The organism is Paenibacillus xerothermodurans, from assembly GCF_002220865.2.
In the GTDB taxonomy this organism is placed as follows: Bacteria; Bacillota; Bacilli; order Paenibacillales; family NBRC-103111; genus Paenibacillus_S; species Paenibacillus_S xerothermodurans.
In genome coordinates this window covers 416,011-441,299 of record NZ_NHRJ02000002.1, presented here as the reverse complement: position 1 = coordinate 441,299, position 25,289 = coordinate 416,011, and the positions used below count along the sequence as shown (strand labels likewise).

General features: G+C 50.1%; 23 protein-coding genes. 13 read left to right on the top strand and 10 right to left on the bottom strand.

The window, feature by feature from the left end; genetic code table 11:
• Positions 1-2: 2 nt before the first annotated feature.
• On the top strand, positions 3-2,438 hold the full coding sequence (gene gyrA, locus CBW46_RS05685; protein WP_089199033.1) for a DNA gyrase subunit A: 2,436 nt from the start codon (positions 3-5) through the stop codon (positions 2,436-2,438).
• On the opposite strand, the gene CBW46_RS21205 is transcribed toward gyrA, so the two are convergent.
• Positions 2,435-2,602 (bottom strand): hypothetical protein, encoded by a 168-nt coding sequence (locus CBW46_RS21205; protein WP_165842202.1) that lies wholly within the window; start codon positions 2,600-2,602, stop codon positions 2,435-2,437. The two genes, gyrA and CBW46_RS21205, sit on opposite strands and share 4 nt — an antisense overlap.
• 213 nt (positions 2,603-2,815) lie before the next feature.
• Here CBW46_RS21205 and CBW46_RS05680 point away from each other — a divergent pair, with 213 nt between their 5' ends.
• From CBW46_RS05680 to CBW46_RS05670, 3 genes are all read left to right on the top strand, one after another.
• Positions 2,816-3,223: a MarR family winged helix-turn-helix transcriptional regulator gene (locus tag CBW46_RS05680; RefSeq protein ID WP_089199032.1), complete on the top strand. Its 408-nt coding sequence runs from the start codon at positions 2,816-2,818 to the stop codon at positions 3,221-3,223.
• A gap of 235 nt (positions 3,224-3,458) precedes the next feature.
• Positions 3,459-4,205 (top strand): ABC transporter ATP-binding protein, encoded by a 747-nt coding sequence (locus tag CBW46_RS05675; protein WP_165842201.1) that lies wholly within the window; start codon positions 3,459-3,461, stop codon positions 4,203-4,205.
• Between the two features lie 7 nt (positions 4,206-4,212).
• A complete protein-coding gene (locus CBW46_RS05670; protein ID WP_089199030.1) occupies positions 4,213-4,965 on the top strand; it encodes an ABC transporter permease in 753 nt (250 codons plus the stop codon).
• A gap of 123 nt (positions 4,966-5,088) precedes the next feature.
• Here CBW46_RS05670 and CBW46_RS05665 read toward each other — a convergent pair whose 3' ends face one another.
• Both CBW46_RS05665 and CBW46_RS05660 read right to left on the bottom strand, forming a co-directional pair.
• Complete coding sequence (locus tag CBW46_RS05665; RefSeq protein WP_089199029.1) at positions 5,089-5,790, bottom strand: RluA family pseudouridine synthase; 702 nt, start codon at positions 5,788-5,790, stop codon at positions 5,089-5,091.
• A gap of 3 nt (positions 5,791-5,793) precedes the next feature.
• A complete protein-coding gene (locus CBW46_RS05660) occupies positions 5,794-6,657 on the bottom strand; it encodes a class I SAM-dependent methyltransferase (RefSeq protein ID WP_089199348.1) in 864 nt (287 codons plus the stop codon).
• 365 nt (positions 6,658-7,022) lie between these two features.
• Between CBW46_RS05660 and glgB the strand changes: the two genes are divergently transcribed.
• From glgB to glgA, 4 genes are all read left to right on the top strand, one after another.
• Positions 7,023-8,969, top strand: coding sequence for a 1,4-alpha-glucan branching protein GlgB (gene glgB, locus CBW46_RS05655; protein ID WP_089199028.1), 1,947 nt, complete (start codon positions 7,023-7,025; stop codon positions 8,967-8,969).
• Positions 8,962-10,122 (top strand): glucose-1-phosphate adenylyltransferase, encoded by a 1,161-nt coding sequence (locus CBW46_RS05650; protein WP_089199027.1) that lies wholly within the window; start codon positions 8,962-8,964, stop codon positions 10,120-10,122. Before glgB ends, CBW46_RS05650 begins: the two co-directional genes overlap by 8 nt.
• 7 nt (positions 10,123-10,129) lie before the next feature.
• Positions 10,130-11,239 (top strand): glucose-1-phosphate adenylyltransferase subunit GlgD, encoded by a 1,110-nt coding sequence (gene glgD / locus CBW46_RS05645; protein WP_207802245.1) that lies wholly within the window; start codon positions 10,130-10,132, stop codon positions 11,237-11,239.
• Positions 11,240-11,360: 121 nt separating this feature from the next.
• Positions 11,361-12,809 carry a glycogen synthase GlgA gene (gene glgA / locus CBW46_RS05640; RefSeq protein ID WP_089199026.1) on the top strand — a complete coding sequence of 483 codons (1,449 nt, stop codon included), beginning with the start codon at positions 11,361-11,363 and terminating at the stop codon, positions 12,807-12,809.
• A gap of 120 nt (positions 12,810-12,929) precedes the next feature.
• Here glgA and CBW46_RS05635 read toward each other — a convergent pair whose 3' ends face one another.
• The 4 genes from CBW46_RS05635 to fdhF all read right to left on the bottom strand — a co-directional run bounded on the left by CBW46_RS05635 (position 12,930) and on the right by fdhF (position 18,089).
• On the bottom strand, positions 12,930-13,175 hold the full coding sequence (locus tag CBW46_RS05635) for a hypothetical protein (protein WP_133253927.1): 246 nt from the start codon (positions 13,173-13,175) through the stop codon (positions 12,930-12,932).
• A gap of 254 nt (positions 13,176-13,429) precedes the next feature.
• Positions 13,430-14,482: a P-loop NTPase gene (locus tag CBW46_RS05630; protein ID WP_089199346.1), complete on the bottom strand. Its 1,053-nt coding sequence runs from the start codon at positions 14,480-14,482 to the stop codon at positions 13,430-13,432.
• Between the two features lie 172 nt (positions 14,483-14,654).
• The gene (locus CBW46_RS05625) at positions 14,655-15,137 is read right to left on the bottom strand and encodes a helical membrane plugin domain-containing protein (RefSeq protein ID WP_089199024.1); all 483 of its coding nucleotides are present in this window, start codon (positions 15,135-15,137) and stop codon (positions 14,655-14,657) included.
• A gap of 15 nt (positions 15,138-15,152) precedes the next feature.
• Positions 15,153-18,089 (bottom strand): formate dehydrogenase subunit alpha, encoded by a 2,937-nt coding sequence (gene fdhF, locus CBW46_RS05620; RefSeq protein WP_089199023.1) that lies wholly within the window; start codon positions 18,087-18,089, stop codon positions 15,153-15,155.
• A 369-nt stretch (positions 18,090-18,458) separates the two neighbouring features.
• Here fdhF and CBW46_RS05615 point away from each other — a divergent pair, with 369 nt between their 5' ends.
• From CBW46_RS05615 to CBW46_RS05595, 5 genes are all read left to right on the top strand, one after another.
• Positions 18,459-18,815, top strand: coding sequence for a Na-translocating system protein MpsC family protein (locus tag CBW46_RS05615; RefSeq protein ID WP_089199022.1), 357 nt, complete (start codon positions 18,459-18,461; stop codon positions 18,813-18,815).
• Between the two features lie 4 nt (positions 18,816-18,819).
• Complete coding sequence (gene fdhD, locus CBW46_RS05610) at positions 18,820-19,617, top strand: formate dehydrogenase accessory sulfurtransferase FdhD (protein WP_089199021.1); 798 nt, start codon at positions 18,820-18,822, stop codon at positions 19,615-19,617.
• A gap of 46 nt (positions 19,618-19,663) precedes the next feature.
• Positions 19,664-20,680, top strand: coding sequence for a GTP 3',8-cyclase MoaA (gene moaA / locus CBW46_RS05605; RefSeq protein WP_111361060.1), 1,017 nt, complete (start codon positions 19,664-19,666; stop codon positions 20,678-20,680).
• A 263-nt stretch (positions 20,681-20,943) separates the two neighbouring features.
• Positions 20,944-21,744, top strand: a complete 801-nt coding sequence (locus tag CBW46_RS05600) for a formate channel (RefSeq protein ID WP_089199019.1) — start codon at positions 20,944-20,946, stop codon at positions 21,742-21,744.
• A gap of 63 nt (positions 21,745-21,807) precedes the next feature.
• Positions 21,808-22,188, top strand: coding sequence for a phosphate-starvation-inducible protein PsiE (locus CBW46_RS05595; protein WP_089199018.1), 381 nt, complete (start codon positions 21,808-21,810; stop codon positions 22,186-22,188).
• Positions 22,189-22,267: 79 nt separating this feature from the next.
• Here the strand turns inward: CBW46_RS05595 and CBW46_RS05590 are convergent, their stop codons facing one another.
• From CBW46_RS05590 to CBW46_RS05580, 3 genes are all read right to left on the bottom strand, one after another.
• Positions 22,268-22,915, bottom strand: coding sequence for a ferritin-like domain-containing protein (locus CBW46_RS05590; protein ID WP_165842200.1), 648 nt, complete (start codon positions 22,913-22,915; stop codon positions 22,268-22,270).
• Between the two features lie 50 nt (positions 22,916-22,965).
• Positions 22,966-24,615: a multicopper oxidase family protein gene (locus tag CBW46_RS05585; protein ID WP_089199017.1), complete on the bottom strand. Its 1,650-nt coding sequence runs from the start codon at positions 24,613-24,615 to the stop codon at positions 22,966-22,968.
• Positions 24,616-24,839: 224 nt separating this feature from the next.
• Positions 24,840-25,274, bottom strand: a complete 435-nt coding sequence (locus CBW46_RS05580; RefSeq protein ID WP_089199016.1) for a ferritin-like domain-containing protein — start codon at positions 25,272-25,274, stop codon at positions 24,840-24,842.
• Between the last annotated feature and the right edge of the window lie 15 nt (positions 25,275-25,289).

Sequence of the window (25,289 nt, the reverse complement as noted above, 5' to 3'; positions counted from 1 at the left end):
TCGTGACGATATTGGAAAACTTTTTGCCTGCATTTTTAGAAGAGGTGGTTGGCGACCGCTTTGGCCGCTATTCCAAATATATTATACAAGACCGGGCTATTCCCGACGTACGTGACGGGTTAAAGCCTGTGCAGCGGCGGATCCTTTATGCGATGTACGACGCCGGGAATACGCCCGACAAACCGTATCGGAAATCCGCGAAAACGGTCGGTGATGTCATGGGCAATTACCATCCGCACGGCGACGCGTCCATTTATGAAGGCATGGCGCGGATGGCCCAGCCGTGGAAGATGGGGCATATGCTAATAGACGGTCACGGCAACTGGGGCTCTATCGACGATGATCCAGCCGCGGCGATGCGCTACACCGAAGCGCGTTTGTCGGACATCGCGATGGAGCTTTTGCGTGATATTGAGAAACGCACGGTGCAGTTCAAAGACAACTTTGACAATACAACGAAAGAGCCGGTAGTATTGCCGGCCCGTTTTCCTAATTTGCTTGTCAACGGTGTCAGCGGAATTTCCTCGGGCTTCGCCACGGAAATTCCACCGCACAATCTGCGCGAGGTGATCGATGCTTGCGTTGCCTTGATCGACCGTCCGGCCATGGAGCTCGATGAACTGATGCAAATCGTGAAAGGCCCCGATTTTCCGACAGGCGGAATCATCATGGGCTCAGACGGAATCCGCGAGGCTTTTCGCACCGGCAAGGGCAAAATTTACCTGCGCGCACGCACCTCGATCGAAAGTGTGCGCGGCGGGCTGCAGCAGATCGTCATCACGCAAATCCCTTACCAGGTTGTGAAATCGAGACTTGTTACGGCGATGGAAAATATCCGCCTGGAGAAGAAGATTGAAGGTATTTCTGTCGTACGCGATGAAAGCGGCCGGGAGGGTATGCGGATTGTTGTCGAGCTGAAAAAGGACGCCGACGCCCAGGGAATACTGGCTTATTTGTTTAAAAAAACCGATCTTCAGGTGACTTACAACTTCAACATGGTGGCGATCGTCAACAAAACGCCGCAGCAGCTGGGAATCCAAGAAATTCTGTCAGCCTATATTGAGCATCAGAAGGAAGTCGTGACGTATCGCTCACGGTATGATCTTGAAAAGGCGGAGGATCGCGCGCACGTGCTGGAGGGCTTGGCTAAAGCGCTGAACATCCTGGATGAGGTGATCGCGGCGATCAAAGCTTCCAAAAACCGGCAGGACGCGCAGAACAATTTGGTAGCTCAATTCGGCTTTACGGAACGTCAGGCGGACGCGATTTTGACTTTGCAACTGTACCGACTGACCAATCTGGAAATCCATGCGATTGAAAAGGATCTGAAGGAAGTTCAGAAAACGATAGACTATTTGCGCGCCATCTTAGGCAGCGAGAAAAAGCTGCTTGCAGTGATCAAGCAGGAAATGACTGAAATCCGTAACAAATATGGCATAGATCGTCGTTCCGAGATCCAGGACGAGGTGGAAGAGCTCAAAGTGAACCTCGAAGTCATGGTGACGGCCGAGGACGTCTACGTCACATTGTCCAATCAGGGCTACATTAAGCGGACAAGCAAACTGTCCTTTGCCCGGTCGGGCGGCGAAATTGAGACGACGGGACTCAAAGAGGGCGATTATGTACGATATTTATTCGAAGTAAATACGCTTGAGAATTTGCTTATTTTTACGCAGAAGGGGCAGTATTACTTGCTGCCGGTGCATCAGGTGCCGGAATACAAATGGAAAGATAACGGTACGGCAATCGTTAATGTCATTCCTATATCGAGAGATGACCGTATCGCCACTGTCATCCCGGTGAAGGACTTCGACGAGCCTGGGAAGTCGCTTGTTTTTATAACCAAACGTGGTCAAGTGAAGCGCACGGAGCTCAAAGAATACATGACCAACCGGTCCAGCGGTATTGTAGCTTGCAAAGTTGCTGACAATGACGCTGTCATCGATGTCCATGTCAGTATGAACGATCAAGACATCATGTTGGTCACTAAGGCAGGGATGGCGATCCGATTCCAGGAAAACGAAGTGAATCGCATGGGACGGGCCGCAGGCGGTGTCCGCGGCATCCAGCTCAAAGACGGCGATGAGGTAATCAGCGCACAATGGATCAAAAGCGAAGAAGGGGAGCTGCTGGTCATTTCTGACCTCGGCTACGCCAAGCGTTCTCTGATTCTCGATTATCCTGTCCAGGGCCGAGGCGGCAAGGGCATCGTAACATTCGAATTCCGGGACGGCAAGAAGGCCAAAGCCAACGGCAATGAGCTGGTGAAGGCTTACATCGTGAAGGAAGAATTGATTCTGTCCGCTATTCTGCAAAGCGGAGAACGGGTGTCCTTTTCTTCTGAGAAAACACCGATCGAGCAGCGCAAATCCACAGGCAGGCAAGTGATTTCGGTCCCGAAATCAGATGCGATCACGAATGTGATGAAACTCGATTAATCGTAGCTGTTGTATTGCGTTTCAAATTTCTCTGCGAACTTCACCAATATATCTAATACGGCCCACACCGGCATCGAGTCGTCCAACTTGTCGAGCCACTGTGGGTCGTTTATAATTCCGGCCTTTAGTGCCTGTTCCCCAATTACTTTCTTCCATTCTTCCATTTTTTGCATCTCCCCCCTGCGCATTATGACAAGCTCTGCATTTGGGCTCGTGCCCATAGAGCAATATATGTTGAACGGCGTCTAATGTTCCTCGTTTTTAGCGATTAATGTCTTAAAATATTTATGTAGTTAACCTTTTTTCCGCACAATCGGAGTGCTATAATCAGTTGCATGAACGTTGAAAATAATGGGATAATCAGGAGTGATGTTTACATGGTTACTCAAGAATTCGCGAAGCTCTGGCGGAAGCTGTCCAAAGACTTGCATACCCATATGGATACGGCGTTGGCGCCTTCGTTGACCGAAGGGCAGTTGACCGTGCTTGAGCTGTTGACGGGACAAGAGCGCATGAAGCCGTCTGACTTTATCAGTCATCTGGCAACGACTCCCGCTGCAATTACGACGTTATTGGACCGGATGGAGCGCGCGGAATTGGTAACCCGGGAGCGGGATGCTAAAGACCGGCGGATCGTGTGGGTAAAGGTGTCCGAGAAGGGAAAAGCGGAATGTGCACGAGGTCTGCAAATTCGCGAAAACTTCCTGCAAAACTATCTCAGCCGCATATCCGCACATAACCAGCAGTTGCTGGTGTACTTATTAGGTAAGGTGGCGAACACCTGAGCAGCACGATTTGCATGCATAAGGAGAATAATTTCCTTACAGCTGCGTTACACTAAGCTAAAATAAGGTGACCCTGGCAAAGGCGGCCATATTAGACTGTTGATGACGCTGAAGCGACGGCGCCTGAGCAACCGGCTGGCGAATAAAAGTCACATATACTGTCATAGCAAAGGAAAGGGACAGTGCCCTTGCCTTTGCTATTTTTAAGTCCAGCACTTCAGGAAGGAGCGGGATTGTGAACCACACTCCCATATTGGAAATAGATGATCTGCAAAAAACGGTGTTGGAGAATGAACAGCGGCGCTATCTATTCACCAATGTATCGGCAAAGATAGAGGAGCCCACAATCGTTGCGTTAATCGGCGCGTCGGGGCAGGGCAAAAGCACCCTGCTGCGTGTTATCGGCATGCTTGACGCTGCAGATCACGGAACGATCCGCTACCGCAATACATTGGCCGATGACTATGCCCCTCGGCATTGGCGCATGAAAGTCAGTTACGTAGCGCAGCAGCCGGCCATGCTGGATGGATCGGTAGATGATAACCTTCGCTTGGTAAGCAGGCTTCATCGGCAGGCCTTTGATGATAAATTGGCGCACAAACTAATGGAGGCCGTAGGTTTGGGCGCGATGGACCGGAGCAAGCGCGCTGCGGATCTATCCGGCGGGGAAAAGCAGCGGATAGCGTTGATAAGAACACTTCTTCTCAAGCCGGAAGTGCTGCTGCTCGATGAGATCACCGCAGCACTCGACCCGCAGAGCAAGGAGGCGGTCGAACAGCTGCTGTTGGATTGGCATAAGCGAGAGGCTGCCACCATGCTGTGGGTGACCCATGACCGCGAGCAGGCTCGGCATACGAGCCAACGTGTATGGTTGATGGCTGAACACACGCTGCAGCAGCAAGCCGATACGACACGTTTTTTTGAGAATACAGCTTCCGGCTCCGACGGCGGTCTCGCATACAGCAACGCCGGGGAGGGATAACGGGAGAATGAACAATTTAGCGCTGGGTTTCACGGTCGCATTTGTCGCTGTGGCCATAGTTCTTTCCATGTGGCAGAGGTTGGGATTGGAGCGGGAGATTCTGGTCAGCACCGTCCGGTGTGCGGTGCAGCTGTTGTTAGTCGGCTATGTGCTGCACTATGTTTTTCAGTCTCGCAATCCGCTCCTGCTGCTATTGATACTGGGTATTATGACGACAGTGGCCGCCTGGAATGCCGGCCAGCGGGCCAAAGGGCTCGCTGGCATCCGTTGGAGAGTATGGCTCGCGCTCGTCGTGACGGAAACGGTCACCATGAGCATGATGGTGGGGCTTGATATCATCGAGCCGGTACCGCAGTACATCATTCCGATAAGCGGTATGATCATCGGTAATGCTATGGTGGTGTCGGGGCTTCTGCTGAATCAGATGAAACGCGAGGTCGAAGCGTCGAAAGGGGAGATCGAGACACTGCTGGCACTTGGCGCGACGGCTCGTCAGGCCATTCAGAGGTCTCTAAAGCGCTCTGTGCGAGCCAGTATGATTCCCACTATCGATGCGATGAAAACAACCGGATTGGTGCAGCTGCCTGGCATGATGACCGGTATGATTATCGCCGGGGCCGATCCGGTCGAGGCCGTACGTTACCAGATTTTGATCTTGTTCACCATCACCGCATCAGCCGCCATCACAAGTATTATTCTAAGCACACTCAGCTACAAGCTTTGGTTTACTGAGGATGAGCGTCTGCTCCCAGCCGGATGAGAAAAAGCCCGCGGCTCCTGTTAGGAACGCAGGCTTTTTCACGTTGGTCCCGCTCCCATGCCGCCAATGGTGAACATGTTGATTGAGGTTTGGCACCGCCAATGTCGGCACAGACATCGGGAATTACAGCCACCGCTCCTCCCACAAAAACCATGGGAACGCTTTGGGCGGTGTGGAGGTGAACGTTAACATCTCCTTGGTGACAGGATGCTCGAAGCTGAGCTTCGTTGACCAGAGGGCGATTTGCTGCCCGGGCTTGGTCAGATGCATGCCGTACCGCTGATCTCCTACCAGCGGACAGCCGATGGCGGCAAACTGCACACGGATTTGATGGGGGCGTCCGGTGTGCAGCTCTACTTCAATCAAAGATAGACCGTCGGCATGATCCAGCAGCCGGTAATCTAAAATCGCCTCTTTGCCTCCGGCTTTGCTCTCAGGCACCACGCATACCATATTAGATTTCGTATCCTTAAGCAGATAGTGCCGGAGCGTGCCTTGCGGCTGCTTGGGCTTGCCGTGGACGACGGCCGTGTACCGTTTGCCGATCGAGCGGGTGCGAACCGCATCGGACAGGCGGGACGCCGCCTTGGACGTCTTCGCGAATACCATGACACCGCCGACCGGCCGGTCCAGCCGATGCACAAGCCCCAGATACACGTTACCAGGCTTGTGGTGTCGTTGCTTCAAATCCTGCTTGATCAGTGTCAACAGATCAGGATCCCGCGAATCGTCCGCTTGGGTCGGGACGTTTACAGGCTTCACTACCACGATCACGTGGTTGTCCTCATACAGCACGGGCACCTCCGGCAGTGAGGCTTGCGGCATACGTTAAGCCTCCCAGCGAGCGAGGATGCCGCAGGGCAGCATCAGCTTTGACGCGGTTATGGGCAGACCGATTTCACCGCACGTGATATTACCGCCATACCTCGTCCCAAGCGACATGGCCAATATATTTTTGAGCACCGTAGCGGATATGCCGGTGGTGTATGAGTTGATCAGCATAAACAGCGGCCTGTCGGACATGATCTCCATGCACGATTCGACGAACGGAAACAAGTTCGTTTCAAGCTTCCAGGTTTCTCCGCCGGGACCACGGCCGTATGAGGGCGGATCCATGATGATTGCGTCGTATTTGCTTCCGCGGCGCTGCTCACGCTGGACGAACTTAAATACGTCATCCGTGATAAACCGTACCGGCCGCTCTCCGAGTCCGGAAAACTGCAAGTTCTCCTTCGCCCACTGCACTACTCCCTTGGAGGCGTCGACATGAACCACATCCGCGCCGGCGAAGGCACAGGCAACGGAGGCGCCCCCTGTGTATGCGAATAAATTTAATACACGAATCTTGCGGCCGGCGCCTTGGATTTTCTCCATCATCCACTTCCAATTGGCCGCCTGCTCCGGAAACAAGCCGGTATGCTTAAAATTGGTGGGCTTGATGTGAAAACGCAGTTTATCGTAACCGATAGTCCAGCGTTCCGGTAAATCCTGCTTATATTCCCATTGGCCGCCGCCGCTTGAGCTCCGGTGGTAGTGAGCGTCCGGGTTTCTCCAGCGCCCCGTTTCTTTCGCTATCGGCCAAATGATCTGCGGATCGGGCCGGCGCAGGACAATGCTGCCCCATCTTTCCAGCTTTTCTCCGTCGCCTGTATCGATAACCTCATAATCCTTCCAATCGTGTGCTGCAAACATTACGGTACCTTCCTTCTGTCTTTTTCCCCTAATTTCCATGAGCTGATAATCCCCTCATATTGTACACGAAATTGCTTGGATTAAAAAGTTGGGCTCACACCACAGTTTTTCGCCCGCATCAAACATATATTTAACGTTCCTGAATATACTTCAATCGGTGTCCCATCGGCCAAAATGCAATTATATGAAAAACAGCATTTAAATGGCAGTGTACATTCCTGCTTCTGTGGGTAATAGAGAAGTGGAGTGCGCAGCACTTTTTATCCACATCATCAACAAATTTCAAGCAAAGCAGGAATTTACAGGGGCATGTAGTATTTTTTAGGATAGGCAGATAATTTAGAGAATAGGGGATGAAACCATCTATGTTAAGCACAATCCCCGGTCCGGAAGATCTCTTCTTGTTTCACGAAGGCAGCCTGTATCACAGCTACCGGGTACTGGGTGCTCAAGTGATGAAACAAGGCGATGTGCGAGGCGTGCGGTTCGCCGTGTGGGCGCCGCATGCTTTGGAAGTACGCGTAATCGGCGACTTCAACGGGTGGGACGGTACGGAATACAGCATGCGCAAGATCAGCACCTCGGGTGTATGGAGCCTGTTTGTGCCAGGCATAGATGAGGGCGGCTTGTACAAGTACGAAATTGTTACGCGGTATGGAGAAGTCATCCGTAAAGCGGACCCGTACGCATTTCAATCCGAACTGAAGCCGGGCACCGCATCACGAATTGCTGCCTTAGAAGGATACCAGTGGCATGACGACGATTGGCAGCACAGCAAGTCCGCGAAGCCGGCCTACAACCGCCCGATGAATATCTACGAAGTTCATATGGGCACCTGGAAAAAGAAGCCGGACGGTGAGTATTACACGTACCGTGAACTCGCCGATGAGCTGGTGGACTATGTGGTTGATATGGGCTACACGCACATTGAGCTGCTCCCGCTTGCGGAGCATCCATATGACCGGTCATGGGGCTACCAGGCGACCGGATATTATTCGGTGACCAGCCGGTTTGGTACGCCCAAAGATTTTATGTATTTCGTCGACCGATGCCATCAGGCCGGAATTGCCGTCATTCTGGATTGGGTTCCCGGCCACTTTGTGAAAGATGCGCACGGTTTAAGGCAATTCGACGGCGAACCTCTGTATGAATATAACGACCCGCGGCTCGCGGAAAAACCGGAGTGGGGAACACTTTCATTCGATTTTTCGAAGCCTGAAGTCATCAGCTTTCTAATCTCCAACGCTTTGTTCTGGATGGATATGTATCATATCGACGGTCTGCGGGTGGATGCCGTGGCCAGTCTGCTTTATTTGAATTTCGGCAAGCCTGAGTTGCACTGGACCAAGAACGAGCACGGCGGTGACGAAAACACCGATGCGATAAATTTCATCAAAAAGCTTAATCAAACCGTGTTCGCTCACTACCCCGATGCGCTGATGATGGCGGAGGACTCGACGGACTGGCCGCAGGTGACCGCTCCGGTGCACGACGGGGGACTGGGCTTCAATTATAAGTGGAACATGGGCTGGATGAATGACATGCTGCGTTATATGGAAACCGACCCGTATTTTCGTTCCGGCAGCCACAATCTATTAACCTTCTCGTTTATGTACGCTTTTTCCGAAAATTATGTGCTGCCGTTGTCCCATGATGAGGTTGTGCACGGCAAAAAGTCTTTGTTAAACAAGATGCCCGGCGATTACTGGCGCAAATTCGCGAATCTGCGCGTGCTGTACGGCTATATGATGAATCATCCCGGCAAAAAACTGCTGTTCATGGGTGGCGAGTTCGGACAATTCGATGAGTGGAAGGACCTGGAGGATCTCGATTGGGAGATACTCGAGTACGACAGCCACCGCTCGATGCATCAGTATGTCCGCGACCTTAACCGGTTGTATTTGCAGGAGAAATCATTATGGGAACTTGACCATCAGCCGGAAGGTTTTGCCTGGATCGATCCGCATGATAGCGGGCAGAGCATAGTAACTTTTATGCGGAAGTCGGCCGATCCGGACGATTTTTTGGTTATTCTCTGCAACTTCACTCCACAGACGTTCAATACGTACCGTATCGGAGTGCCTTTTGCCGGTGTATATCAGGAATGTTTTAACAGCGATCTCCCTGCCTACGGCGGGTCAGGGCTCATAAACCGCGGAAAGCTCAAAACAGAGGCCTTTTCATGGCATTCACAGCCGTTCAGTCTGCAGATAGTTGTCCCACCGCTGGCGACCATCGTACTCAGGCCGGTGCAGATTGGGCGGAAAGCAAGCAGCACCAAGAAAACGAGAGGGGATCGTGTTGATGCGTAAAAAGGAAACGGTAGGCATGCTGCTTGCAGGCGGCGAGGGAAGACGGCTCGGGGCGCTGACAAGTAAGCTCGCGAAGCCCGCGGTCCACTTTGGCGGGAAATACCGCATCATTGATTTCACGTTGAGCAACTGCACAAATTCGGGCATCGATACGGTCGGCGTGCTAACCCAGTATCAGCCTCTCGTGCTGAACAATTATATCGGCATTGGCGCACCTTGGGACCTTGACCGGCAAAACGGCGGAGTCAGCCTGCTGCCTCCATACATGGAGCAAACGGGCGGCGCATGGTACTCCGGCACAGCCAATGCGATCTATCGCAACATTTCCTTCATCGAACAATACGACCCGGAATATGTGTTGGTTATTTCCGGCGACCATATTTATAAAATGGATTACGATGTGATGCTGAATTTTCACAAATCAACGGGCGCGGACGCGACGATCGCTGTGATTGGAGTGAAGTGGGAGGAAGCGAGCCGTTTCGGCATCATGAATACCGACCCATCGCATCGCATCACTGAATTCATCGAAAAGCCGAAAGAACCCCAAAGTAATCTCGCTTCCATGGGCATTTATATATTCAACTGGCAGCTGCTCAAGGACTACTTGATCAAGGATGAACGCAATCCTGAATCCAGCCACGATTTTGGCAAAGACATCATTCCCTTAATGCTGAGGGAGCAGAAGAAGCTGATGGCTTATCCGTTCCAAGGCTATTGGAAGGATGTAGGCACGATTGACAGCCTCTGGGAAGCCAGCATGGACCTGCTGGAGGATGAGCCGGAGTTCAACCTGAATGACCAGGAATGGCGCATTTACTCGGTGAACCCTTGTCAACCCGGACAATACATCGCCCCTACGGCACAAATCCGGCGGTCACTGGTGAACGAGGGATGCAGCGTGTTTGGCCAAGTGGATCATTCCGTGTTGTTTTACGGTGTGGAGGTTGGTGAAGGGAGTCTGATTAAAGATTCCGTTATTATGCCCAACGTACGCATTGGAAATAACGTGCAAATATATAAATCTATTATCGGGGAAGGTGCTGTAGTCAAGGACGGTTCCATTGTCGGAGCGCCAGGCGAGCAGCAGACCATCACTTTGATAGCCGATGGCGAGATTATCACTCCACTAAAGGCCGAGATGAGAGGATGAGTCCTATATGAAGCGTATGATGGGCGTTATTAACTTAGTGAATGAGCCGGACGAATTGGAAGAGTTGACCTATACCCGCTGTGTGGCCTCCGTGCCGTTCGGCGCCAGATACCGGTTGATCGATTTCGGGCTGTCAAATATGGTGAATTCCGGCATCGATAACGTGGCGGTATTTACACAGCACAAGTACCGCTCCTTGATGGACCATTTGGGCTCGGGCAAAGAATGGGATCTCGACCGAAAGCGCGGCGGATTGTTTACTTTGCCGGCGGTGCTGCAGGAGACGACGGGCATGTCTCGGGGCGATTTATTCCAATTTTATAGTCATCGTGATTATTTCTACCGTGCCCGTGAGGAGTATGTGGTCATATCACGGAGTCACATCATATGCAACTTGGACTTCAATGACGTACTGGACTATCACCTGCAGAACCATGCTGATATCACGGTCGTGTACAAAAAGGCGGAAGAGGAGGAATTCGGCAGATCTCGCCGACTCGCCGTCACGGATGATGGCAGAGTGACGATGATACAGGATCAGAGCGGACGTCTTCGTACGGACAACATCTCCATGGAAATGTATGTGATAAGTAAGGAACTCTTGCTTGATATGGTGGAGTCGTGCCTGGCCCAAGGCTATGACCATCTGGTACGTGACGGTGTCATGAAAAATATAGAGACACTGAACGTTTACGGCTATCTGCACGACGGTCACACAGGAACTGTCAATACAATCCAAAGCTATTATAAACACAGCATGCAGCTGTTAAATCCTAGAATCTGGCGCGAGCTGTTTTTTCAAAAAAATCTGATTTACACGAAGGTGAAGGATGAGCCGCCTGCCAAGTATACAGAGTCATCGCATGCGCGCAACGCGTTAATCGCCAACGGCTGCGTGATAGAAGGCAAGGTGGAGAACAGTATTTTGTTCCGCGGCGTCAAAATTCGCAGAGGCGCATATGTGAAAAACAGTATCATCCTGCAAAACTGCGAGATAGAAGAAAATGTGATCATCGAAAATGCTATTTTGGATAAGGACGTGTTTATCAGCAGGGGACGTGTGCTCACTGGGGACAAACAAGCACCGTTTATTGCTTCCAAAACGAAAGTGATTTAACGGCGGTGCCCGGTTGCTCAGTGCATACGCGAGACGGGTGCGTTTTGCTGCTCAAGCCAGCTGACGCACCTCAGGAGTGACAAGCGGTTCCCTTTTAGAAAAAAAGGAGTGGTGGAAAGCGATGAAAGTGTTATTGGCCGCATCGGAAGCTGTTCCATTCGTCAAAACCGGAGGTTTGGCTGATGTCATCGGGTCGCTGCCCAAAGAGTTGGCCAAGCAGGGGCAAGATGTTAGAGTCATGCTGCCAAAATACGAAGGCATACCGGCCCATTATACCGAGCAGATGGAACGTGTGGCCGAGTTCACTTTGCAGATGGGCTGGCGTCAGCTGTACTGCGGGATTCTGAAGCTCGTGCACGAAGGGATTATTTTCTATTTCGTTGATAATGAATATTACTACCGCAGAAGCGGCTGCTATGGCTATGGCGATGACTCGGAGCGCTTTGCATTTTTTTGCAGGGCTGTGCTGGATTCACTGCCGCACATCGATTTCATGCCGGACGTGATTCATTGCCATGATTGGCAGGCGGGGATGATTCCGGTGCTCTATAGGGCACATTTTAGCTGGCAGCCCCATTACGCCAATATCAAAACTATCATGACAATTCATAATCTCAAATACCAGGGTGTTTTTAGTAAAGAGCAGTTTAAGGATTATTTCGCGTTGGGTGACGAGCATCTTGGCGGTTACGCCTTGGAGATGTACGGGGGAGCGAGCTTTATGAAAGGCGGTCTGGTGTACTCCGATGTGATCACAACCGTTAGCCCTACCTATGCGGAGGAAATTCAAACGCCTTATTATGGAGAATATTTGGACGGACTTTTGCGAAGCCAACGGCATCGAATGTGCGGTATATTGAATGGCATTGATTATGCGGAGATGGATCCGATGACGGACCCCCATCTGGAGATCAACTATCGGGACTCCCATACGAAAAAGCAGCTGAACAAAGTCAAGCTGCAGGAGCGGCTCGGACTGCCGATCAACAAGGATGTGCCCATGATCGCTTTGGTGACGCGTCTTGTGGATCAGAAAGGCTTGGCTCTGGTCGACCGTATGATCGAGGAGCTGCTGCGAATGGATGTGCAGTGGGTAATACTGGGTACCGGCGAGCACAGATATGAGCAGTTGTTCCGTTGGGCTGCTGACGCTTTCCCTGACAAAGTGTCAGCGAACATCATGTTCGACGAAGGCTTGGCCCGGCAAATTTACGCAAGCTCCGACATGTTCTTAATGCCTTCGCAGTTCGAGCCTTGCGGAATCGGGCAGCTGATTGCGATGCGTTATCGTTCGGTGCCCATCGTGCGAGAGACGGGCGGGCTGAAAGATACCGTGATGCCGTATGATGAAGCCACGGGAGAGGGGACAGGCTTCAGCTTTGCGAACTACAACGCACATGACATGCTATACACGATTGAGCGCGCCGTGGCGTTTTATCACAGCCCCAGTGACTGGAGCAGGATTCTGGCCAACATCAAGAGAAAAGATTTTAGCTGGCGCAAATCCGCGTCGCAGTATGCAGCTTTGTACAATCAGCTCGTGAAGCCTAGCACAGAGCTCGTCAAATAAACCAACACCTTCGGTGTTGGTTTATTTGAATGCGCAGTTTGCTGCCGCACACGGTCGGCAGGTGCAATGAAACGGCGAAAGCCGAGCTCTCGCGAGGCTCAGCTTTGCGCTTGCAGCTCGTCACGCCCCGCTGTTGGCATGATTGGATGTAGGATCATCATAATACATCGTTTCAGCATTGAAGGCACGGTTGATAGCCAAAAAGGCATGCATGAGCTCAAACAATTCCGTTTGGCCTATTTGCAGTGTTACCGGCTCGCGGTTCTCTTCCTTCGAGATCACGTGCAGCCGAATGATTTTGTAGTCCGGGTTGACTTGAATCTCCCAACGCTCTTTTTGCAGCACACTCTCCCACATGTCTTGCACCTATCCTTCTCTCTATAATATTAGTCTAAATACTGCATACGAGAAAGATTATATGCACCGCATACATGAATTATGTTTACAACATGCGTGACGTGAAAGAGCACGGTAGAGTGATTTACCACCAACTAGGGCACACGCTGCCGGACATCGTAGGAATGTGAAAAAACCTGTGAGCAGGTAGTTGCTCGGATAAAAAAAGGGGTGCCGTGGTTCAGCCCCGTGAGGCCGACCGACACCCGCTTTGCATCTCCATATTATCTGCTATAAATCAAGTCCTCGGCCAAGCTTGTGAATACCTCGCCAATAGGCGAATCTTCATCATACACGGCCGCGCCCACATTTTCCTCCGGCTGCGCGAACGGGACTCTCGCTACGACTTGAGTTTTCAGCTGTGCAGCGAGCGTGTCACCGCCGCCTTTGCCAAAGAGGTACGTTTTGTTTCCGTCTTTGTCCTCATAGTACGACATATTTTCGACCACGCCGACAATGTCATGTTTGGTATGCATGGCCATTGCACCGGCTCGCGTAGCAACAAAGGAAGCCACGTTATGCGGCGTAGTGACAATGATTTCTTTTGCCTGAGGAATCATGGCAGCGACGTCAATCGCAACATCGCCCGTGCCCGGAGGCAGATCCAGGAGCAGGTAATCCAGATCACCCCAATGGGTGTTCACAAGAAAATTCCGGATCCATTTGTTTAACATCGGACCGCGCCACATCACTACATTGTTCTCCGGTGCGAAAAAGCCCATCGACATCACTTTCACACCATGGCTGACCGGAGGCACTGCCGTTTGGTCGATCATTGTGGGCTTCTCGCGGATTTGCATCATGGCCGGCACACTAAAGCCATAGATATCGGCATCCAGAATACCGACTCTTTTACCCATGCGTGCTAATGCGGCAGCCAGGTTGATGGTCACGGTAGACTTGCCCACGCCTCCTTTTCCGCTCGTCACAGCGATAAACGTCACACCGGACTCCGGCCGCAGCATCTTCGGCATGCCCGTGTCTGTAGTCGCTTCTTTTTTCAGAGACTGTGTCAGGGCGGCACGTTCTTCCGCGGTCATGGCGCCGAAAGTCAAGGCTACGTCTGAAGCACCGATCCCGCGCAAAGCTTCTTCGATATCTTGCTGAATTTTCGCCTTCAGCGGACAGCCTTGGATGGTCAGTACCACCTCCAGCTGAACGCGGGTGCCGTCAATCCGGATGTTTCTTACCATGTTCAATTCAACAACGCTTTTATGAAGCTCCGGATCCTGCACATGCTTAAGAGCCTCCAACACTTGTTGGTTTGTTATCATCACGTTCATTCCTTTCTAATGCCACTGCGTGGCTGTATTTACCATTATGGACAAACTGCCCCAAAACAAAAACTGCTGCAGCTTCCGCCGTCCACTGAAACGAAATGCATTTGCACAATCTTATTTATGAAAGGAACCTTTCAGCCTGTTTGAGACGAAAGGTTCCTTGCACTAATTATTCTTCTTTTAATCCTTTACCCAGACCTTTCATAAAATGAATACCGAAACCGATAGCGCGGTTAATATCCGGATCGTTTAACACTTTTACCAGGTCCAGTACACTGATTTTTTTATTGCTCTGAAGGTGCTTGTTGCCTTCGTCGACGCCCGTTGACACACCGCTAAGCAGCCTGTTCGTGAACTCAGGGTCAAGGCTGGTGAGGGCAGCAGCAGCGCCCATCAGATTATTGATTAGATTGGTTACCGGCTCACGTGTGACCTGCCCGAGAGCGATTTTTGCAATCTGCTCTTTAGCTTTTAGCATGGAGTCCGCAGCCTCAAGCACACCGGTGTCGTGCAGCTCGCCAACAATGTCAAATATTTTATTCAATGCTTGTTCGTTCTCGGCGAGCAAACTGCTTAATGCTTCCAGCTTTTGCTGTTTCAGTTCTTCTTCACTTGGTTTATATTTTTTTATCGATGCGATAGGGGATGCCATTGTGCAATCCTCCTTTTAATTATTAGTTAAGTGAACATAGCCCGGACGATTCCATTTTCGCTGAACCTCAACGCCATTTTGCGGGTGACGTTTTTTGTAGCGAGGGTTAGTCAGCGGCAGCGGATTTTCTCCGTCGGTGCTGAGAACTTCCAAGCGAACCTTTGTCTGCTTATATGCAGGCGTATTCGTACGGCGATCGACCGCGGGACCTGTCAAGAAGTTGATGGCAGAGTTTTTGTCCGTCGAGTTCATCGGCAGGAACAATTCATTTGCTTGCACGCGATTTGTCACAAGCGCCGGCAGCTTCAGCGCTCCGAACGGAGACACCAGCCGTACAAGTGCGCCATTTTTAAATCCGCGTGCTTCGGCCAACTCCGGCGACACTTCAACGAAAATCTCAGGAACTTTCGCTTGAATACCGTTCGATTTGTTCGTCATGTTTCCTTCGTGGAAATGCTCCAGCATACGGCCATTGTTGATGTGAAGGTCATACTCTTCCGGGAATTCGGCAGGCTCTACCCAGTCGGACAGGGCGAAGCGGGCTTTCTTATCCGGGAAGTTAAAGCCATCCACATAAAGCAGTGGTGTGCTGACCCCCTCATGGCTGCCCCACAGGAAGCTGTTCCAGCCTTCCAGCACTTCATAGTTCGCTCCGCTGAAGATTGGAGACAGGCTCGCCATTTCAGCATAGATTTCACTTGGATGGCTGTAGTTCCAGTCGGCACCCAGGCGGTTAGCGACTTGCTGGATGATCCACCAGTCCGGCTTGGAATCTCCGAGAGTAGGAAGTGCTTGGTACAGTCTCTGTACACGGCGTTCCGTATTCGTGAAGGTTCCGTCCTTTTCAAGAGAAGGAGTCGCAGGCAGAATCACGTCGGCGTATTGAGCCGTTTTGGACATGAAAATATCCTGAACTACAAAGAACTCCAGGCTGGATAAAATGTCATGCACATGATTCGCGTTGGAGTCCACCAGTGCCATATCCTCACCGACCAGGTACATGGCTTTCATTTCGCCTTCTTCGATCGCGTGCAGCATCTGAATGTTGTCGCGGCCCGGTTTGCTATCGATTTTCACGCCGTACGCCTTTTCAAACTTGGCACGGGCTACGTCATCAGTGATGTGCTGATAGCCTGGCAGCCAGCCTGGCAACGTGCCCATATCGCAAGCACCTTGCACGTTGTTATGACCGCGCAGCGGATAGGCACCGGCACCCGGACGACGGTAGTTGCCTGTTGCCAGAAGCAGGTTGGAGATGGCGGCGGAGGTGTCGGAACCACCTGTGTTCTGAGTGACGCCCATACCCCACAGGATACAAGTACCGTCCGCATCGCGAATCATTTCGGCGATTTGAATGAGCGTATCTTTGGAGATACCGGTGATCTCTTCCGCATAACCGAGCGTATACTTTTCAAGAACAACATTGAAATCCTCGAAGAAGTTGACATTTTCATCGATGAATTTTTGATCATGCCAGCCTTGATCGATCATATATTTGGTTACGGCCATCAACCACACTTGGTCTGTGCCTTGTTTTGGTCTGATGTGAATGTCTGAACGTTCCGCCATTTCGTTTCTGCGAATGTCTGCAACAATCAGCTTCTGGCCGTGCAGCTTATGTGCGCGCTTGACACGGGTAGCCAATACAGGGTGGCCTTCCGCCGGATTCGCACCCACAACAATAACCAAACCTGCTGCAGCGATATCTTTGATGGTTCCCGCGTCACCGCCCATACCTACCGTGCGGAATAAGCCGTCAGTAGCTGGTGATTGACAGTACCTGGAGCAGTTGTCCACGTCGTTTGTTTCAAATACTTGACGGGCTAATTTTTGGATCACGTAATTTTCTTCATTGGTAATCTTAGAAGAGGAGATAAAGCCGATAGAACGGTTGCCGTGTTGTTCTTTAATCGAGCCCAATCTGCTTGCCACCAGGTCGAGCGCTTCGTCCCAAGTGGACTCGACGAACATACCGTTTTTGCGGATCAAAGGCTTGGTGATACGTTCTTCGGAGTTCACGAAATCCCATCCGAACTTACCCTTCACACAGGTGGAGATTGCGTTAACCGGTCCTTCGGAAGGTTGAACTTTCAAGATCTTGCGGCCTTTTGTCCACACTTCAAAAGAACATCCTACGCCGCAGAAGGTACATACTGTTTTCGTCTTTTTGGTGCGGGTGTCGCGCATTGCCGCTTCCACTTCGGAAACTGCAAAAATACCGCTGTAGCCCGGCTCTACTTCTTTAACCAGATCGATCATCGGCTCAAGCATGTCAGGCTTCAAACCGGTCATAAATCCGGCTTCGCCGAGCATCGATTTCTCCATCAACGCATTACAAGGGCACACCGTGACGCACTGGCCGCAGCTGACACAGGAGGAATCGTTGATTGCCGCTCCGTCATCCCAGATAACCCGGGGGCGGTCCGCTTCCCAATCGATGGACAATGTCTCATTGACCTGCAAGTTCTGGCAAACCTCCACGCACTGGCCGCAGGCGATACATTGGTTAGGGTCGTAGCGGTAAAATGGGTGGGACATGTCGACGTCGGTCAAGTCCACTTTCGGCGAGTACGGGTATTTCTGATGCTCAATTTCCATCATCTCTGCTGTATTGTGCAGTTTGCAATTACCGTTGTTGTTATCACAAACAGTGCAGTACAGCAGGTGATTTTCCAACAAGCGGTCCATGGCTTCGGTTTGAGCTTCTTTCGCGCTCTTCGACGACAGCTGAACATTCATACCGTTCATAGCGATCATGGAACAGGACCGTGCAAGCTTTCCATCGACGTCTACGATACAGGTATCGCATGTCTGAATCGGATCGACTTCCGGTACGTAACAGATCTGAGGATGCTGGATCCCGTTCTGATTAATGATCTCCAGGATCGTTGAGCCCGGCTTGGCTGAATAACTTTTACCGTCGATAGTAATATTAACCATGTTGTCTTTCATGGTCGTACCTCCTCTGAGAGAATAAAAAAAATCCACCACACAGCCACAAACCTCTGAGGTACGTGACAATTGTGGTGGAATAGTTTATTAGCACATCTTGCTAATATACCAATCCATTGCTCCATGGAACGAAAATTGATAGAACCACAACATATGTATACCATGATTCCATCGCAAACATTTTTATTATAGCGCCCGTTGTTAAAATAAACAATATAAATTATAAAACTCATGTCTTGGGTACTTTTGCCTAACCCGAAAAATAGCTTTTCGCTTTTTTTTCACCTGAGGTTGATTTATTATTAAAAGATTGTAATGTAAACATAGAGGCAGCTTCAACTGTCTTTCTATATCTGGGGGAATTTCATCATGTCAAAAATGGTACATGAATTCAATGACATTATTCGTAAGCTGCGCAAGGATTTGTTCGGCAAAGGACCGGAAAGAATTCACACTGTGTTCGTCGAAAATATGGCAATCTCGACGCTGTATGGGAATTTAACTCCGACGGAGAAGTTCATCGCCAGCAGTCCGGAAGGAACAGATATGGTGCATGTGGCTCGCACAAAAATGATACAAAATCTGTATTCCGTCAAGCCTCCGGAAGGTTTGGAGGAGCTGGTGGGGGCGAAGCTTGTGCATCTTTTTTCGGATATGAAGGTCGAAGAGGATATCGCAGTGTCCGTGTTCGTCTTTGATAAAAATATAGCGGTGGACAGGGGATGATGAAATGAATCCGACAGAGGTAAAGCGCGAAATCATCCGCTTTGAGAACGGGCAGATCAAGCGTGCCGAGGACACCATAGTAACGGAATTCGCTGTGACCGTCAAAATCAACGGACAAGAATTGATGACGATGGTATGCACACCGGAGCACATCGAAGATATGGTGGTCGGTTATCTTGCGTCCGAGGGCATGATTCGAAGATATGCGGATATCGATGAGATATGGGTGCAGGAGAAGGAAGGCTTCGTCCATGTGAAATCATCCAAAATCAATCCATTCTCCCGCGAGCTGCAGAGCAAACGGTACATCACCTCATGCTGCGGGATGAGCAGGCAAGGATTCGTATTTGCCAATGATGCATTGACCGCCAAAAAAATGAACGACATCAGGGTGAACGTGTCCCTAGACGATTGCTTCCGTCTAATGTCGGAGATGCAGCAGTCTGCAGCGACATTTCATAACACAGGTGGAGTGCATAATGCCGCGCTATGTGATGTGAACGGTATTGTACTGAGCCGGATGGACATAGGCAGACACAACGCGCTGGACAAAATCTACGGGCACTGCCTGAAAAACGATATTTCCATCGGGGATAAAATTATCGTTTTCAGCGGCCGTATATCCTCTGAAATTTTGCTGAAAGTCGCTAAAATCGGTTGTGAAGTGATTTTGTCAAAATCGGCTCCGACGGAGCTGGCATTGCAGCTGGCCGAGGAATTGGGGATCACCACCGTCGGATTCATTCGCAACCGGTCATTGAACGTATACACCCATCCGCAACGAATAGTCAATATTGATTAGTCGCCCTCGTACGAATCGCAAAACAAACAAGAAGTGAGGGATCAACATGGAACATGTTGTCTCGGACAAATTGCGGCGCCCGCTAAGGGATCTTCGCATATCGGTCACCGACAAGTGCAATTTTCGTTGCCGGTACTGTATGCCGGAAGAGATTTTCGGCCCGGGGTATGCTTTTTTATCGAATGATAAAATTTTGTCTTTTGAAGAGATAGAACGACTTGCACGGATTTTTGTCTCATTGGGTGTACAAAAATTGCGTATTACAGGGGGAGAGCCGCTTCTCAGAAGAGATCTGCCCAAGCTCATCGAACGGCTGTACCAGATCGACGGAGTAGAAGATATTGCGCTCACAACCAACGGGTCGCTGCTGAAGAAGTTCGCGGCTGCGCTACATAAAGCCGGCTTGCCGCGCGTGACAGTGAGCCTGGACTCGCTCAATGAAGAGCGTTTTGCCTACATGAACGGCAACAAAAGCAGTGTGAAGACGGTGCTGGAAGGCATAGAGGCCGCCGCGGAAGCAGGCATGCAGGTAAAGGTCAATATGGTGGTGCAAAAGGGCAAGAATGACCAGGATATCGTTCCTATGGCACAATATTTCAAAGAGAAGAAGCATATCCTCCGGTTTATTGAGTATATGGACGTGGGCAATTCCAACTCTTGGAAGCTGGATGAGGTTGTGTCCAAGCGTGAAATCTACGAGACCGTGAATGCGGTGATGCCATGCAAGCCGATAGAAGCGAATTACACTGGGGAAGTGGCGAGCCGTTATCGTTACACGGACGGTGATCAGGAGATGGGCATCATCTCATCGGTGACCGATTCGTTTTGTTCGACGTGCACTCGAGCCCGGATTTCGGCTGAAGGCAAGCTCTATACGTGCTTGTTTGCTTCTGACGGATATGACCTGAGACAGCTGCTGCGCGCAGATAAAACCGATTCGGATATTTACAATGAGATCCTAAAGGTTTGGAATAACCGGTCGGACCGCTACTCTGACGAACGGTTGAGCGGCACACATACACAGCTGTCACGCAAAGTTGAAATGTCCCATATCGGCGGCTGAGTGCATGAGTCGACAAAATAAGGATTGCCAGTCCGAAGTTTATTTGATATGATGAGCAGCGATTAAGCACTTAGCGTTCATATACATGTGGAAATGGAGAGTATGCACGTCCTGTAGACTTTCTCTTCCAAGGCAAAAGTGATGATGATTTGGTCTCCCTGTAAAGAAAGTGCGGGGAAATTAAGCGGCATTCGCAAACCCTTGATCCATCAGGGGTTGTTGATGCTGCTTTTTTATATGTCAAATAGGTGGAGGGATTTCTAATGTCGTTTCACAAGCCGGCAGACATTGCCGGAATCGCAATTGAGGCTGGTGTCCAAAAAACTAAGTTGTCATTATCTCAGCTGCTCATGCTCGGTTTTTTGGGCGGAGCGTTCATTTCAATCGGGTTTTTGCTTGATATCCGGGTGATCGCCAACCTGCCGGCAGAATGGGGGAGTCTGGCAAACTTTTTGGGCGGGGCCGTGTTTCCGGTAGGTCTTATGTTAGTTGTCCTCGCGGGAGGGGAACTAATCACCGGCAATATGATGTCGGTAACCATGGCGTACTATGCCCGGAGGATTTCGCTTACCAGAGTACTGAACAATTGGGTTTGGATCACTTTAGCGAACCTGGCCGGCGCTTTGTTCGTGGCTTTTTTCTTCGGACATGTTGTCGGTTTAACGGAGAGCGGCCCATATTTGGCTAAAACCGTAGCCATCGCACAAAGCAAAATACAAGAGTCCTTCGTTCAAACTCTAGTATCTGGGATAGGGTGCAACTGGCTGGTCTGCCTCGCGATTTGGATCTCTTACGGGGCTAACGATGTGGCAGGTAAAATTGCGGGCATATGGTTTCCTATTATGGCATTCGTTGCCATTGGATTCCAACACGTAGTAGCCAACATGTTCGTCATTCCAGCAGCGATATTTGCAGGCCATTTCACATGGATTGATTTTGCCGGCAACGTCATCCCGACCTTCATCGGCAATGTTATCGGCGGAGCGCTGTTCGTCGGATTTATATATTTTGCTTCTTTTACCAAAGTCGGGCGCACCGAAGCAGTAATAAAAAAGGCATCATAGCAATGATATATGATTAGCATGATATGATTAATGATTGTCACTGTTGCGTGGGGGGGGAAATCCATGAATAACCGGGTTATTAATGGGTTCCAATATATACTGAATGGGTCCCTAATTATTTTAGGTATTATGTTAACTTTATTGATGATACGAGAGCTAGGTATTATACTGCTGTCAACGCTGGCAGTGTCACTCGACATTCATCGGGTTTTACAGGACGTGCTCGCTTTTTTCCTCTACTTTGCGTTTCTGTCCATGATCGTAAAGTATTTCCGGGAGGATTACCATTTTCCCATCCGGTATCTTCTGTACATCGGAATCACCGGTACGCTGCGGTTCATAATCGTACACCATGAAAATCCAGTGGACAATCTTATTTTGTCGTTCGTCATTCTGGTGCTCATGGTCGCTTATTCGTTGAAAGTATCCTGGTCCAGGCATTGAAGGGCCGACACAGCAAAAAGACGCTACCGAGGGGTAGCGTCTTTTTCAACTAGCAGCCATCTGCTGCAAGTGGAGTTTCTTAAAATGTGAGCTGTGTCGGTGGAACCAAGTTTTTCTCAATCCCCAAGGCGAGCTCAAGGTCTATTGCGTGTTCTTGCTCCGTCACCACGATATCCCTGATTTTTTGTGCCGAGTCATACATACCTACCGCTTCAAGTTGGTGGATTCGCTGCAAATAGCGCCGAATTGCATCGTATTCACCTTGCAGATCTTGCCGCAGCATTTCATTATTGTCCATGGAAACGGCAACAGGGGCGACTCGCGTTGTAGGAATGCCACCTAGATACTGAATCAATTCATTTAACACGATGGCGTGACCAAACTCATCCTTTGAATGCTCCTGCAATTCTTCCGCGACCGCAAAGTAAGCGGCACCTCTTAACAAGCTTGCATGTTGGGCATATTGAATGCCTGCTGCATATTCCCACGCCAGGTCGAGATTGAGTCCATGCACAATTTGTTCTAACGCCTGTTGATTTGCCAAATTCACACTCCATCCTCTCCATACAACAAATTTAATACATTGTATGCAACATGGGCGTGTGTGACACAAATCAAGGTCTAACTGAAACTGCGTGATCCATAAATAATGCAAGTGGATGCCAACAAGTTCAATACAGAAAAAGTGAACCGCCGGGATGCAATCATCCTGGCGGTTTTTTGCCATAGTTGGTATCTCCTGTAAATTTTTCTGATGACCGCTGGTCCTTAATTCAACTATCTCCGCCGTTTTACCCGTCTGCTCGACAGGCGGCGTAAGATAGTAGGCGCGATCCAGACGGTTGTGGGGTGGTTGTTGTGAACGACAGACTTCGTTTTGTTGGGGCTAATGAACATTGGGCGCATCATCTCATGGTCTTCATGCTCCAGAATGTGGCAGTGCCACACATATTCGCCGGTAAACGGCCCGAAGCGGGCAATGATGCGGGTTACCTCGCCGGGATTGGCTCTCACCGTGTCCTTTAATCCCTTTTCATTCGGATCAGGCGGCCTGGAAGGTCCCGTGAACATAAGTTTCCCATTGGCGTTGAACTGAGCAACATCGAACGGCTGTCTGTTAACTATCTGGAAGTGCACAAGGTGGAGATGGATGGGATGCGTATCCGGTGTGGTATTAATTAAGTTCCATACCTCCACGCTGTTCAATCGTGGTTTCTCCGTGATCGGGTCATCCCATCTCTTGTTATCCAGTAGCAGCATCAACCGTCCGAACCGATCAGTAGATTCCACCAGAGGCAGGTTCCTGACTCTGCTTGCTTGGTGAGGAAATAGCGGAGCTATGCGGTTTAACCGGACGGGAACCCTGCTGTTATCCTTCTGCTTCAGAGGTTGGGTCACCCGAAACTGCATAACCAAACCGGTCGTTTTGGGATCTACCGGATCGCCATTTGGAAATGGTGCCCGTGCGTTGTTTTTTAGCGTAATGGTTTGGCCCTTGTACTTGGAAAAATCCACGATGACATCCGCACGTTCCGCGGGACCCAGAATGAGCTTTTTCACGAGTACGGGCTTCGGCAGCAGTCCTCCATCCGTTCCAATTTGAATGAATGGTTGGCCAGACGTGAACGATAACGTATAAAATCGTGCGTTGGAACCGTTTGCCAGGCGTAGCCGATATTTGCGGGGTTGTACCTCAAGGAAGGGCCAAACCTTTCCATTCACCAGGATCGTATCACCGAAAAATTCCGGGACGATGGACGGAGTTGGACTTTTGGGAGGAGCGGGTGTCGGCTTTTTGGGATAAAATAAGGATCCGTCCTTATTAAATGACCGGTCTTGAATGAGTAACGGAATTTCGAATTTCCCTTTGGGCAACTGCAAGGATTTTTCATGCTTATCGCGAAGCAGATAAAATCCCGCCAATCCGGCGTACACATTCAACCTTGTGATACCTAGCGCATGGTCGTGGTACCACAGGGTCGTCGCTTGTTGACGATTGGGGTAGCGCGAAATTTTCCGTCGGAAGTACGGTCCTGTCTGCTTGAACCCCCTGGTAAACCATGCTTCCGGATGACCGTCGCTGTCGGGTGGAGAAACTCCATCATGAACATGTACCACGGTTCGTACTTCCGGAGCCCCGTGGTTGGCGCCATGAATGGTTTTATCCACGGGCAGAAGATGGCGGCTGGGGAGTTTATTAAGCCATAATACTTTGATCAATCTGTTTTTGTGAGTCTCGATCGTGGGGCCTGGGTATTTGCCTTCATAGCCCCACAATCGGGTGGGGGGAAGATCGCGGTGTAGCTTTTGTCTAAACTCTGTCATTCTCACTATATAATTGGTGCTGATGCGATTTTGCGACACCGGCTTAAGCACCCTGGGTATGGGCAGTCTATCCACGAACGGGATAAGACCACTAAGTGGCATTCTGCATCTCCTCTCTTCGTTCATTTGACGTTACAAAAACATGTTTATGTGTTACTGACCGTCCCTGCTTGGACTTATGCCCTGGGGGTGAGCTGCGATTGATAAATAACAAAAATGAGGAGAACCCGATGAATGTCCTAGTTTGATCCGGCTGCACATAATCCTGTGGATTTGCATTGAGCGATAAACTGATTGTCTGCCGCTTGAGAAAGTACGTTATCTGATTAATTTGCCGTCAAGTAATACAAAAACCAAACGGCGTGGTTTTGTTCGTCTGCCGAAGCACGGCGGAATGTTTCTCTAATGTATGGTTGATTCGTTCTATCAGCAATATCAAGATAAAAGTCCGTTGTCATTTGTTCATCCTTGAACGCGGCCCTTAGACCTGCTTCATAGTGTGCCTCGCATTGTTCGATTATTTGGGGAGTAGGCTGTCTGCCAGTTAATGACGCATAGATTTGTGAGAAAGATTTATAATGATTGATTTCATCATCTCGAATTTCAAGAATTTGATTTCTTGCTTCCTCGTTAGGTGCAGATTTCGCTAACTGCGCATAACAGAAAATCGCACTATATTCTCCGTTGATTGCTTTGGCAATATCCGCAATTAAATGCATATTGGCCGATGTGTGCGCGGAAAACAGATTGTTGTCATACATCGTCGGAATATCTCC

Excerpts from the sequence above, each read along its gene's own strand:
- CBW46_RS05580 (WP_089199016.1), bottom strand. The coding sequence starts at position 25,274 with ATGTATGACAACAATCTGTTTTCCGCGCACACATCGGCCAATATGCAT.
- fdhF (WP_089199023.1), bottom strand. The coding sequence starts at position 18,089 with ATGAAAGACAACATGGTTAATATTACTATCGACGGTAAAAGTTATTCA.
- moaA (WP_111361060.1), top strand. The coding sequence starts at position 19,664 with ATGGAACATGTTGTCTCGGACAAATTGCGGCGCCCGCTAAGGGATCTT.
- glgA (WP_089199026.1), top strand. The coding sequence starts at position 11,361 with ATGAAAGTGTTATTGGCCGCATCGGAAGCTGTTCCATTCGTCAAAACC.
- CBW46_RS05680 (WP_089199032.1), top strand. The coding sequence starts at position 2,816 with ATGGTTACTCAAGAATTCGCGAAGCTCTGGCGGAAGCTGTCCAAAGAC.
- CBW46_RS05615 (WP_089199022.1), top strand. The coding sequence starts at position 18,459 with ATGTCAAAAATGGTACATGAATTCAATGACATTATTCGTAAGCTGCGC.
- CBW46_RS05585 (WP_089199017.1), bottom strand. The coding sequence starts at position 24,615 with ATGCCACTTAGTGGTCTTATCCCGTTCGTGGATAGACTGCCCATACCC.
- fdhD (WP_089199021.1), top strand. The coding sequence starts at position 18,820 with ATGAATCCGACAGAGGTAAAGCGCGAAATCATCCGCTTTGAGAACGGG.
- CBW46_RS21205 (WP_165842202.1), bottom strand. The coding sequence starts at position 2,602 with ATGGAAGAATGGAAGAAAGTAATTGGGGAACAGGCACTAAAGGCCGGA.
- CBW46_RS05625 (WP_089199024.1), bottom strand. The coding sequence starts at position 15,137 with ATGGCATCCCCTATCGCATCGATAAAAAAATATAAACCAAGTGAAGAA.
- CBW46_RS05660 (WP_089199348.1), bottom strand. The coding sequence starts at position 6,657 with ATGTTTGCAGCACACGATTGGAAGGATTATGAGGTTATCGATACAGGC.
- CBW46_RS05590 (WP_165842200.1), bottom strand. The coding sequence starts at position 22,915 with ATGGCAAAAAACCGCCAGGATGATTGCATCCCGGCGGTTCACTTTTTC.
- CBW46_RS05600 (WP_089199019.1), top strand. The coding sequence starts at position 20,944 with ATGTCGTTTCACAAGCCGGCAGACATTGCCGGAATCGCAATTGAGGCT.
- CBW46_RS05670 (WP_089199030.1), top strand. The coding sequence starts at position 4,213 with ATGAACAATTTAGCGCTGGGTTTCACGGTCGCATTTGTCGCTGTGGCC.
- glgB (WP_089199028.1), top strand. The coding sequence starts at position 7,023 with ATGTTAAGCACAATCCCCGGTCCGGAAGATCTCTTCTTGTTTCACGAA.
- CBW46_RS05665 (WP_089199029.1), bottom strand. The coding sequence starts at position 5,790 with ATGCCGCAAGCCTCACTGCCGGAGGTGCCCGTGCTGTATGAGGACAAC.
- CBW46_RS05595 (WP_089199018.1), top strand. The coding sequence starts at position 21,808 with ATGAATAACCGGGTTATTAATGGGTTCCAATATATACTGAATGGGTCC.
- CBW46_RS05650 (WP_089199027.1), top strand. The coding sequence starts at position 8,962 with ATGCGTAAAAAGGAAACGGTAGGCATGCTGCTTGCAGGCGGCGAGGGA.
- glgD (WP_207802245.1), top strand. The coding sequence starts at position 10,130 with ATGAAGCGTATGATGGGCGTTATTAACTTAGTGAATGAGCCGGACGAA.